Source organism: Methanospirillum lacunae (genome assembly GCF_003173355.1).
Classification (GTDB): domain Archaea; phylum Halobacteriota; class Methanomicrobia; order Methanomicrobiales; family Methanospirillaceae; genus Methanospirillum; species Methanospirillum lacunae.
On the sequence record NZ_QGMY01000006.1, the window covers coordinates 236,056 to 248,040 of the forward strand.

An 11,985-nucleotide genomic window follows, 5' to 3' on the forward strand; every position below is an offset into this window, starting at 1 on the left:
ACAGAGGATACACATGCTGAGTAGACCACGAGGAACACGTGATATGCTCCCTGAAGAAATGGAGCAGCGCAGGGAGATCGAGGCACGACTGAGGGCAAAGGCCCGAACCTGGGGATACAGGGAAATATCCACGCCTACATTTGAAGAACTTGAACTCTTCACGATCCGTTCAGGTGAAGGGATCATCGATGAAATGTACGTCTTTGAAGACAAGGGTGGCAGATCTCTCGCCCTCAGGCCTGAACTCACCGCACCTGTACTCAGAACCTTTGTCAATGAAGGTCGTTCCCTCACAAAACCAATTAAGTGGAATTACTTTGGAGACTGTTACCGGTACGAACGCCCGCAGAAAGGGAGATACAGGCAGTTCTGGCAGTTTGGAATCGAACTGATCGGTGCCGATTCTGCAATGGCTGATGCAGAAGTCATGATGGTTGCTGATGATCTTCTCAGAACAACCGGTGTTACGTTTGTCATGAAAATTGGGCATCTCTCATTCATGCGGACACTTCTGAGAGATCTCCCTGCTGCCGACCAAAAGAAAGTCAGGGCATTTCTTGACAAACGAGACACTGAAGCGGCTTCGGTATTCCTGACAGAAATCGGGAGAAATGATCTTGCTCACCCACTTCAGCAGCTCATAAGTGCCCGGACGCTCGATGAAGTCTTTGCGGTTATCGGCGAGATCCCTGAAGCTGACCGGATACGAGAGACCTTTGGTATCCTCGACAGTCAGGGAATCCAGTATGAGATCAATCCTGCCATCGCCCGTGGTCTTGACTACTATACAGGAATTGTCTTTGAATGCTTTGCCGAAGGACTGGGAGCAGAGAACCAGATCCTCGGGGGCGGTGCATACCGGCTTGCTCACCTCTTTGGCGGGGAGGATACCCCGTCAGTCGGGTTTGCGATGGGATTTGACCGGGTGATGGTAGCTCTTGGCGAAAATATCTGGATGCCATTCCAGCCTCATGTTATTGTAATCTTTACCCCCAATGCCCGGGACAGAGCACTCGAAGTTGCACGTGAATTACGGGGGAGTGGAATTCTCTGTAGCATTGATCTTATGGGAAGGGGGTTTTCTGCACAGATGAAAAATGCAGGAAAGAATGCTGACTATGTCATCATTATCGGTGACGATGAGGTAAAAACAGGTCTGGCAACACTTAAGAATATGAAAGGAGGAGATCAGCAGACCCTTCCGCTTACTGACGTGATATCTTCACTTACCACCCATTGAAAATACTGAGTACTGAATCTCCCACATTTTTCAAGGCACAATGGCACGAAAGAAAGAACCCGTCCCTGTGCAGGCAGAACTGCCGGCTGAAACCCTTGCAGACGAACTAGCCCGTCAGCAGCGTAGCATTAGTGTAGCCGAATTTTTTGAGAAGAACAAACACCTACTCGGTTTTGATTCGCCGGTCCGAGGAATCATCACTACAGTGAAGGAAGCGATTGACAATGCGTTAGATGCCTGCGAAGAGGCTGGAGTGCTCCCAGACATCTACCTTGGTATCTTCAGGATGCAGGAAGATGTCTTCAAGGTCGTTGTTGAGGATAACGGGCCGGGAATAGTTCCAGAAAATATACCATTTGTCTTTGGAAAACTCCTCTATGGCTCCCGGTTCCATCAGATCCGCCAGTCCCGTGGACAGCAGGGTATCGGAATTTCTGCAGCAGTCCTCTATGCCCAGCTGACAACCGGTACGCCAACTCTTGTCATCTCCCGGTGTGGTGCTGACCGGGGAGCATTCAGGATGCTCATTCAGATAAAGACTGAGACAAACGAGCCCGAGATCCTCTCTCGCGAAGAGATAACCTGGGACCGTACCCACGGAACCAGAATCGAGATAGAATTCAGGAGCAGCCTAACTGCACGAAAACGGCTCATCGAATACCTCAGGTACACCTCGGTTGTAAACCCGCACTGTCGGATCAGGGTTGATCTCGACGGTGAAACGATGACCTTTGATCGTGCAAGCGAGGAGCCCATAGTCCCGCCAAAAGCGATCAAGCCACATCCCCACGGGGTCGAACTGGGCGAACTCAAACGAATGGCAGCTGCCACCAATGAAACGCTCAGGACATTTCTGATTGAAGGGTTCACCAGGGTCGGTGAGAAGACAGCAACTGAGATCCTGAATACGGCCGGAATGCCAGATGACCGCAAGGCTTCCTCTCTGAAAATAAAAGAACTTGGTACCCTGCTGGCAGCAATGCAGAGTGCAAATGTACCTCCGCCGCCAGCCCAGCAGTGTCTCTCCCCGATAGGCGAAGATCTCATCAGACAGGGCCTTGAGAAAGAGTTCCAGCTCGATTACATCTCGGCACGGACACGGCCTGCCGCAGTGTACCATGGACACCCGTTTATCGTAGAGGCCGCCCTTGGCTGGGGAGGTAAACTCGAAGCAGAGGGGACTGCAAGGATTATGAGATTTGCAAACCGGGTGCCACTCATGTATCAACAGGGAGCCTGTGCTGTCACTGGCTGTATCAGCGGGGTAAACTGGAAGACATACGGGATCGGCCAGCAGGGACTTCCAACAGGACCATTGATCATCCTCGTGCATGTGGCATCAACCAATGTCCCGTTTACAAGTGAGAGCAAGGATGCTGTTGCATCAATTCCTGAGATCGAGCGGGAGATAACCCTGGCTTTGCAGGATCTCGGGCGTGATCTCAAGACATTTATCCAGCGCCGTGACCGGAGCAGACAGAGTGAAGAACGGGCCCGGGCTATCTGTTCGATCATTCCCGATATTGCGGCAAAGGTCGCAGAGACTCTGGATCTTCCGGTCCCTGATACTTCACCTATTGAAGGGCAGATCATGCGACGGCTGGTAGCCAAGAAGAGGACTACAGATGGAATAGTCTCTATTCTTGTGAGCAACTACACCTCACATGCAGTTGACATCTCTCTTTATGCAATCACCCAGGATGATCCACAGAAAGCAGACAAACCACCGGTTTTTGTTGAAAAAATGGGCGATGATTACTCGGCAGTATGGCAGCTCCGCCTTGCAGCTTCAGAGACCTGGATCACTGAATTCCCCGGGACAGGGAGGGGAAGTATCGACATCAGGGGAATAGACGAGAAAAAGAAAGTGGTGGTGGATCTTGATAGATAAGGAAGCCAGAAAAAAGGAGACCCTGAATAAGCTGCTGGGAATTCCAAGGCAGTGGTACTCCCAGATGACCAGGGGGGATCTTCCATCCATCACGATGCCGACCAGAACCAAAAAGAACATCGAGTACGATGAAGACACCGAGGTCTGGAAGTACGGAGACAGGGAGAGACTTCGTGAGGCAGGCAGCGAGAAGAGCGCCCTGCATATTCTCAAGATGGCATATGTGATCTGGTTTATCAGACACCAGATCGTGGAGAACCGTTCATCCACATTAAGAGAACTGTATTACATCTCTGAGGGCTGGAAGAGGGCTAAGTTTGGAGCCCAGAATGATTCCAACCTCCTTATTGAAGATCTTGAGATCCTGACAGATGTTCAACGTGAGCAGTTCAACCTCAGACCAGAAGAAGACGGGGCTAGTATATTTGGCCCGCTAAAAATAAGAGAAGAGACCAGGCGTGGTCCTAAAGAGATCCACTGTGGTAATGATGTCGGTGAGACCGGGTACCAGATCCCAACAAACGTAGAGAAACTGGAACTTGTGGATCATGACGCAAAAATGGTTATCGCAATTGAAACCGGTGGTATGTATGCCCGTCTGATTGAAAACGGGTTTGATGAGAAGTACGATGCCATCCTCGTCCATCTCAAAGGTCAGCCTGCCCGATCAACACGACGTGTGCTCAATCGACTTGCCAAAGAGTTCGAACTCCCGGTCACGGTCTTCACCGATGGCGACCCATGGTCATACCGCATCTATGCATCAGTTGCGTACGGATCGATAAAAAGTGCTCACATTTCGGAGATTCTTGCAACTCCATCAGCCCGGTTCATCGGTGTTCAGCCGACTGACATCAGGGATTATGATCTCCCTTCAGATAAACTAACTGACCAGGATATTTCAGCTCTCAGAGCAGAGCTCACAGATCCGAGGTTTGCAACTGACTACTGGCGTGAACAGATAGATCTCCAGCTCTCACTAAACCTGAAGTCAGAACAACAGGCATTCGCTGCCCGAGGGCTTGACTTCGTCACTGACGAGTACCTCCCGGCCCGACTTTCCGAGATGGGTGTTCTGAAACGGTGATTGCACGAAAAAGATCGAACAGAAGATTAAGGATCACAAAGAAGAGGTATCATGGATATATTCAGCATGCCTGCGGTCATGCTTCCTCTTGCAGTTAATGCCCTTGTTCTGATTATTACACTCATCTACGGATGTAGAGAGGACATCCGGGAGCGTGCAGTACCGGTTGTGATGTGGTATCCCGCACTTGCAATCGGTATTCCCATGCTCATCTGGTTCTGGTACTCAGTAGCAGAAGCTGGAGACCTGCGCATGATGATGCCACTCATCCCTTTGATTCTCTTCTTTGTAGTTGCCTTCTACCTCTTTACCAGGTTCAACCTGATGGGTATGGCAGATACAAAAGCCCTGATACTCATTACCGTTCTCATTCCTTGTTTTCCGTTTGCCCCAGTCACCGGTTATCCCATCTTTGGCTTCCCACCGTACGTGTTCCTGCCATTCAGCGTTCTCTTCAATGCTGTAGTCATCAATCTCATTCTTCCGGTTACGTTCTTTATTATGAATGTAATCAGGGGAAACCGTGCACCATTGCCATATCTCTTTCTCGGATTTCCAGTGCAGGGATCTGATATTGAAAACCAGTTTGGGATAGTCATGGAAGAGTTTACCGAGGTTAACGGGGAACTGCAACGAAAATTTATCGGAGTAGGAGCCGCAATAAAAGATCTTGTAGCAGGGGGAAAGCGGGTATACACCAAATCGCTTAAAGAGCATCCAGAACGGTACCGCAAAGAACTTGCGTTATATCGGAAGGCTGGCACAGTCTGGATCAGTTATGGTGTACCCTTTTTGATCCCAATCACCGGTGGACTCATCTCTGCTCTCTTCCTTGGTGATCTTTTCGGATTTCTGATCAGGCTGGTTGTTTCATGAAGGATGTTGAATCAGGACTGGTAGAACTCAGTTTTGATGAGCAAGGGCTGATCCCGGTTATCACACAGGACCATGAGACCAAGGATGTTCTCATGCTCGCCTATGCTACCCGTGAAGCTGTAGACCTCACACAGAAAAGCGGTTACGCACATTATTACAGCAGATCACGTAAAAAGATCTGGAAGAAAGGTGAGGAGTCAGGAAACCTGCAGAAGGTTTATGAGATCAGGGTTGATTGTGATGCAGACACCCTGATCTATATTGTCTCACAACAATGCGCTGCATGTCACACCGGCCACTGGACCTGTTTTTATCGGACTATCAGCGGTAAAATTATAGCAGACCGCCTATTTGAGCCGGATAAGGTATATAATAAAAGCAATGAATGACCACGTTATAAGTGGTGAATATTTTTTGAAATTGGTGCCAGATACTAGCGTCGTCATAGACGGTCGCATCACCACTCTCATCGATACAGGTGAATATAACGGAGCTCAAATAATAATACCGGAAGCAGTAGTTGCTGAACTGGAGGCGCAGGCAAACCAGGGACGGGAGATCGGATTTTCAGGTCTGACCGAACTTCAGGAACTGTGTAAGCTCGCTGAAAGAGGTATAATATCAATAGAGTTCTACGGCGAACGCCCGACACTTGAGCAGGTAAAACTTGCCAGTGGCGGTGAAATAGATTCACTGATCCGGAGGGTGGCAATAACCCATGGTGCAAGATTTATCACCAGTGATGTTGTCCAGTCCGAGGTTGCAAAGGCAAAAGGTCTTGACGTATTATACCTGCGACCTCAGGTAGAGGATTTTACGCCTCTTGCAATTGATCAGTTTTTTGACGAATACACGATAGCAGTTTATCTGAAAGAGCGTGCAAAGCCGATGGTTCGCAGAGGAACCATCGGAAAGACTGAGACGTTTACTGCCAGAGATACCCTTTGTACTGAGTACGAACTCAGGTCCATGGCACAGGAGATTCTTGAGCGTGCCAAACGCGATCCTGATGGTTTCATCGAGATAGAGAAGCGTGGAGTTACTGTTGTGCAGATCGGATCCATGCGGATATCGATCGCCCGCCGCCCCTTCTCTGACGGTATGGAGATCACCGCAGTCAGGCCTATCGTTGATCTCTCTCTCCAGGATTACAGCCAGGCAGAAATAATCAAAAAAATCCTGCTCAGCGAAAAACCAGGCGTTCTGATCACCGGCACACCAGGGTGTGGAAAGACCACTCTTGCCCAGGCTATTGCCACATACCTATCTGATTCAGGTTGCATTGTCAAGACAATGGAACAGCCACGGGAGATGCAGGTTCCGGACCAGATCACCCAGTATACAGCCCTTGACGGTAGTATGGTCAATACAGCCGACGTCATGCTCCTTGTTCGTCCGGATTATGTCATCTTTGATGAACTGCGGAAGAATGATGACTTTGATGTCTTTGCTGATATGCGACTTGCCGGGATTGGCATGGTTGGTATTCTCCACGCAGTCTCACCGCTTGAGGCACTTCAGCGGATGGCATACCGCATAGACTTCTCTGCTCTTTCACAGGTCTTTGGAAGTCTTATCTACATGAAGGATGGGCAGATTCAACACATCTACTCAACCAGTTTCTCGATGAAGATACCGGAAGGCGCAGACAATGAGATGCACATCCGTCCGGTTACAACCCTTTCAGAACTCCAGACTGGTGATGTGGCCTTTGAGATCTTCAAGTTCGGTACTGAGACCGTTGTACTTCCAATAGCCCCTGTTGAGGAAGAAGAGGCACCGGCATATGAGCCACCACAGGAGACTGGTAAGGGTCTTGAACCAGAGAAGGCTGTGGTTGCGGTTGCAACAGTTCAGAACTCTGAACCCCAACAGTCTGAAGACGAGAATGAGAATGAAGACGAGGATGAAGAGAGTTCCACCTGGGAAGTTACTGAACGGGATATCCAGCGTGAGATCGGCAGATACTCTAATGGTGAGATCCTTGTCGAGATGCTCTCAGCAACCAAGGCTGTTGTATACATTGACGATCGCGACGTTCCAGCTGCAATCGGTAAGGGCGGCAAGAACATCGCTGCAATCGTGAACAAGGTGGGTGTCGGGATTGACATCAGACCTGCCAGTGAACTTGCCAAGAAGGCAAAGGTTGCAGCAGCCTCAGCCCCGGTCGAGAAAGAGGAACTGAACCTTGGTGAGGGACTGCAGGTCAGGATTGACAAGAAGCAACTCTCAATCATATCCTCTGATAACACTGGCAAGATAGTGGATGTCTTTGCAGGGAGGGAGTATCTCTTCACAGCCACAGTCAATGACTCTGGTGAGATTCACCTCGCAAAGAACAGTACTATTGCACAGGAGATGCTGCGCAGGTATAATGAGGGCGAGCCCATCAGGCTCAAGACGGTCTAAAGGTGGAATCAAAGAGGACATATCGTGACTCAGGATACCATTAACCAGGAGGCCGCAGTCAGGGCCAGATGGGAAGGGGCATTTGTCACAAAACCATCTGACAAGCAGAAGTTCTATCTCACCGTTGCATATCCGTACCCAAGCGGGGCGATGCATGTCGGCCATGGCAGGACATACATCGTTCCAGATGTTATCGCACGGTTCTGGAGGATGCGGGGTCGTGAAGTACTGTACCCGATGGCATTCCATGTCACCGGTGCACCAGTGGTCGGGATTTCAAAACGGATTGCACGAAAGGATGAGAAGGCAATCAAACTGTACCGGGATCTTTATCGGGTTCCCCAGGATGTGCTGGATTCATTCACTGATCCCCTCAATATTGTCAATCACTTTGCGAACGAATACGAACGGGTGATGAAACAGGCCGGGCTTTCGATTGACTGGACCAGGAGGTTTACCACCGTTGAGCCTACCTACAGCAAGTTCATCGAATGGCAATGGAAACACCTCAACGAGGCAGGGCATGTTGTAAAAGGTGCCCACCCGGTCAGGTACTGCCCACAGGATGATAACCCGGTCGGTGATCACGATCTTCTTGAGGGAGACAAGGCAGAGATTCAGAAGTTCACTCTGATCCTCTTCAAGTATGGGGATATCACCATCCCATGCGCAACACTCAGACCTGAAACCATTTATGGTGTCACCAATCTCTGGGTAAATCCGGATGTCGAGTACGTAAGAGCAGCCGTGGACGGGAAAGAGTGGATTCTCTCCCGCGAAGCGATGATCAAACTCGGTCTTCAGGATCACGAAGTAAAGGAACTTGGCGTTATCAGGGGATCTGAACTCGTTGATAAAACCGTAACCCACCCATTCTGTGGTGAAATCCCTATTCTTCCGGCAGTATTCGTAGACCCGGACATGGCAACAGGTCTTGTAATGAGTGTGCCTGCCCATGCACCCTATGATTACATTGCACTGCGTGATCTGCAGCAGAAAGGAAAGTACACCTCAATTAAGCCTGTTGGTCTTATCAAGGTCGACGGGTTTGGAGAATTCCCGGCTGTTGAGGCAGTGGAAAAGGCAGATATCATCAACCAGGATGATCCCAACCTTGAAGCCCTGACCCAGGAGGTCTATTCCGCAGAGCACAGCACCGGAAAGATGTATGAACAATACGGGGGAAAACCGGTAAAGTTCGCACGGGATGAGATAGGCCAGCTGCTCACAGACAAGCATGGCTCCTTTGTCATGTATGAGTTTGACACCCGCCCGGTTGTCTGCAGATGTGGCTCCCGGGTGTATGTCAAGGTCCTGCATGACCAGTGGTTCCTTGAGTACAGTGATCCGGCCTGGAAAAAACAGGTCTATGATCAGCTTGCAAATATGGAACTTGTGCCTTCAGAGGTCAGGATAGAGTTTGACCGGACAGTTGGCTGGCTCAAGGACTGGGCATGTTCACGGCGGGTAGGACTTGGTACAAAGATGCCATGGGATCCTGAGTGGCTCATTGAGCCTCTCTCTGATTCCACTATTTACATGGCGTATTACACCATTGCCGCACGGATAAAGAAGATGAACCCTGCCATCCTGACACCGGAAGTCTTCGATTACATCTTCCTGGGCAAAGAGTCACCGGATCTTCCTGAGCGTGCAGAACTTGATGCAATGAGGAAAGAATTCCTCTTCTGGTATCCGTATGACTTCAGGTTCTCAGCAAAGGACCTCATCTCCAATCACCTGACGTTCCAGATATTCCACCACTGTTCGATATTCCCAAAGAACTTACTTCCACACGGAATGGTAGTCTTCGGGATGGGTCTTCTGAACGGTGCTAAGATGTCATCCTCGAAAGGCAACGTCTATCTGCTCGAAGATGCTATCAACGACTTCGGTGCTGACACAGTCAGAATGTTTTTGATTGGTAGCGGCGAACCGTGGCAGGACTTTGACTGGAGAAATGAACTGGTCGCTTCAACCAGAAAACAGATTGAGAGGTTTGCATCAACCATTCGCGAGGCAAACACAGCAGGAGGAAGTCCGGCGTCTATTGACCGTTGGATCATCTCACGGGTTCAGGAACATATCAGGGAAGTTACCAGGGCGATGGAAAACTTCCAGACCAGGCAGGCTCTTCAGGAGGCTTTCTTCGGACTTGAATCTGATCTGAAGTGGTACAGACGTCGTCTCGGAGGAGGACTCACTGGTGGCAAGGAGACCCTTCATGAGATCAGTTCTACCTGGGTCCGCCTGCTGGCACCGATCATTCCCTTTACTGCAGAAGGACTCTGGAAAGAGATGGGTCATGATGAATTGATCTCTTTCGCATCATGGCCAGAGGCAGACGAGACTAAGATAGATATCAGCGCAGAGATAGGCGAGGACCTTCTCGCACGCACTGTAGAGGATATTGAATCGCTGCTTCGCATCATCAAGATGAAACCTCAGCAGGTTACTATCTGTGTATCTCCCGAATGGAAGTGGGAGATCTTTACAATGATCGCATCGGCTCCTGACAAGAAGAATGTCATGCGAGAGATCATGCAGCAGGAAAGCGTGAGAGCACGGGGCAAAGAGGCTGCTGATGCGGTAAAGAACTGCACAACCCACTATCACCGGCTTTCATCAGAACTAGTTGACCAGATAGTGGAGAGTAGACCTGACGAACTGGCTGTCTTTATTGCAGCCCAGAAGTTCCTTGAGAATGAATTCAACCTCAAGTTCACCATGGTAGCAGCAGAAAACTGCTCACATGAAAAAGCAGGAAATGCTCTGCCTTATAAACCAGCAATAATAATCGAATAAAAGAGACGGTTATTCAACCGTTTTAGCTTTTTTTACCCGTTCTTTTGTTGTGTATCCAGTTACTGCATCAAGATACCGCCTGAACCTGCGGTTTGTGTCAAGAATGATCTGTTCATCTTCGATACCGGTCTTTGACTTTGTCTCAACGAGCATGGTTTTTCCTGTTGCCCCGACCTTTACCTGCATTGATTCGATGGCACCGAAGCTGATCTGATAGAACCCGTCAACCTCTTTTGGTTCAATTTCGAAGTGCTCTTTGAGTTTTTCAACTATGTTCTCAGAAAGTTGCTTTATATGAGTCCGCTTGATTGGATACTCCTGCATACTCATTTTATAGCTTCGATGGGTATCTTAATGTAATGATGAACAGTCAGGTGCCCGACGTCATCGTGCATTCACCACCTCCATCTGGTCAGCCGGTTACGGTTTTTATCGGATTTCCCGGAAGTGGCCTTGTTGGGAGCATAGCACTCTCATACATCGTAGAGAAACTTGGATTCACCCAGATCGGGGTGATAACCAGTAAGTACTTCCCGCCGATGGCAATGATGACTGAAGGAGTCATAGCAGTTCCCGTTCGAATCTATGAGAAAGATGCAACAATCGCAATATTTGCTGATATCCCGATTCATCCACAGATCTGTTATGAAGTCGCCAATGCGATCCTTGACTGGCTCAAACCGGTAACGATTGCCGAAGTGGTAACCATTGCAGGTATCATCACAAATGAACCGGAGAAACGGGTGTTCTGTGTCACCACTGCAAAGGAATTACTTGACAAGATCGGTGAAAATGCACTCAAACTTCCCATTGGAAGCATATCAGGTATTGCCAGCAGTATCCTCACCGAATGCAAAGTCAGGGGAATACCTGGCATCGGGCTTCTTGGTGAGACAATAAACGCTCCTGATCCCCGAGCTGCAGCAGCAACGATAGAGGTAATGAAAACGATATATCAATTCCCTGTTGATACAAGCGGCCTATTAGAACAGGCAGATGAGATTGAGGCACAGATGCATCGTCTCTCTGAAGAGGTGCAGTCTGCAGAAGAGCAGCCAGTAAAGACTGATCCCTTACTTCCAATGTACGGGTGACCACCATGGAGTGTATCACATTATCAGGGATCTCACCGCAGGTAATCGAAGAACTTAGGAAAGGAGTCCCACGGACTGTAGAGCTCACGAGTGCTCACAATGTCATAGCATTGTCAACTGTAGCTCCGGGCGCAAGGGTCTTCATGACATCAGTTGACTGCGAAGATATCGTAATTGGCGACACAGGTATCATCGTAGAGATCCAATCAGTCTCCATCACTATGAAACACGTTGTTGAGGTTTCACAAGGATATCATGTCATGGAAAGGGAACGTATGTCTGCACGATGTAAACTGAAATATATCTCAAACACCACCATCAAGGCAACGGTAAGTCCCTGCCGACTGACTGAACCACGCAGGGTTGATGTTGTAAGACCTGTAATTTTTCATGCAGGATAACCCTTTTTTTCGCTAGGTTTAAACCAGTCCAGATGCAATATATAGAGGCACAGTGGACCTGTGGCTTAGCCTGGATATAGCGTCGGGCTTCTAACCCGAATGTCGGGGGTTCGAATCCCCCCAGGTCCGTAAAACTATTTTCTGAAAAATTTTGTGCTCATTATGCCTCTTATGAGCAACAC

Annotated in this window: 10 protein-coding genes and 1 tRNA gene; 10 read left to right on the top strand and 1 reads right to left on the bottom strand. The window is 49.1% G+C overall.

Annotated elements, in window-relative coordinates:
* The first annotated feature begins 13 nt into the window (after positions 1-13).
* The 7 genes from hisS to leuS are packed head-to-tail and all read left to right on the top strand — an operon-like array spanning position 14 to position 10,308.
* On the top strand, positions 14-1,240 hold the full coding sequence (gene hisS, locus DK846_RS07000; protein ID WP_109968212.1) for a histidine--tRNA ligase: 1,227 nt from the start codon (positions 14-16) through the stop codon (positions 1,238-1,240).
* A 40-nt stretch (positions 1,241-1,280) separates the two neighbouring features.
* Positions 1,281-3,131, top strand: coding sequence for a DNA topoisomerase VI subunit B (locus tag DK846_RS07005; protein ID WP_109968213.1), 1,851 nt, complete (start codon positions 1,281-1,283; stop codon positions 3,129-3,131).
* Positions 3,124-4,218: a DNA topoisomerase IV subunit A gene (locus DK846_RS07010; protein WP_109968398.1), complete on the top strand. Its 1,095-nt coding sequence runs from the start codon at positions 3,124-3,126 to the stop codon at positions 4,216-4,218. Before DK846_RS07005 ends, DK846_RS07010 begins: the two co-directional genes overlap by 8 nt.
* 51 nt (positions 4,219-4,269) lie before the next feature.
* Entirely contained in the window at positions 4,270-5,094 is an 825-nt protein-coding gene (locus DK846_RS07015) for an A24 family peptidase C-terminal domain-containing protein (protein WP_109968214.1), read from the top strand.
* Positions 5,091-5,483 (top strand): phosphoribosyl-AMP cyclohydrolase, encoded by a 393-nt coding sequence (gene hisI / locus DK846_RS07020; protein WP_109968215.1) that lies wholly within the window; start codon positions 5,091-5,093, stop codon positions 5,481-5,483. The genes DK846_RS07015 and hisI overlap by 4 nt, the downstream gene beginning before the upstream one ends.
* Positions 5,484-5,508: 25 nt before the next feature.
* Entirely contained in the window at positions 5,509-7,503 is a 1,995-nt protein-coding gene (locus DK846_RS07025) for a PINc/VapC family ATPase (RefSeq protein ID WP_109968399.1), read from the top strand.
* Positions 7,504-7,527: 24 nt separating this feature from the next.
* Entirely contained in the window at positions 7,528-10,308 is a 2,781-nt protein-coding gene (gene leuS / locus DK846_RS07030) for a leucine--tRNA ligase (RefSeq protein ID WP_109968216.1), read from the top strand.
* A gap of 9 nt (positions 10,309-10,317) precedes the next feature.
* Here leuS and DK846_RS07035 read toward each other — a convergent pair whose 3' ends face one another.
* Entirely contained in the window at positions 10,318-10,638 is a 321-nt protein-coding gene (locus DK846_RS07035) for a DUF5611 family protein (protein WP_342769653.1), read from the bottom strand.
* A 29-nt stretch (positions 10,639-10,667) separates the two neighbouring features.
* Between DK846_RS07035 and DK846_RS07040 the strand changes: the two genes are divergently transcribed.
* From DK846_RS07040 to DK846_RS07050, 3 genes are all read left to right on the top strand, one after another.
* Complete coding sequence (locus DK846_RS07040) at positions 10,668-11,402, top strand: proteasome assembly chaperone family protein (RefSeq protein ID WP_109968217.1); 735 nt, start codon at positions 10,668-10,670, stop codon at positions 11,400-11,402.
* Between the two features lie 5 nt (positions 11,403-11,407).
* Positions 11,408-11,803: a DUF473 domain-containing protein gene (locus tag DK846_RS07045; protein ID WP_109968218.1), complete on the top strand. Its 396-nt coding sequence runs from the start codon at positions 11,408-11,410 to the stop codon at positions 11,801-11,803.
* A 54-nt stretch (positions 11,804-11,857) separates the two neighbouring features.
* Positions 11,858-11,932: transfer RNA gene (locus DK846_RS07050), tRNA-Arg, on the top strand.
* Positions 11,933-11,985 lie beyond the last annotated feature (53 nt).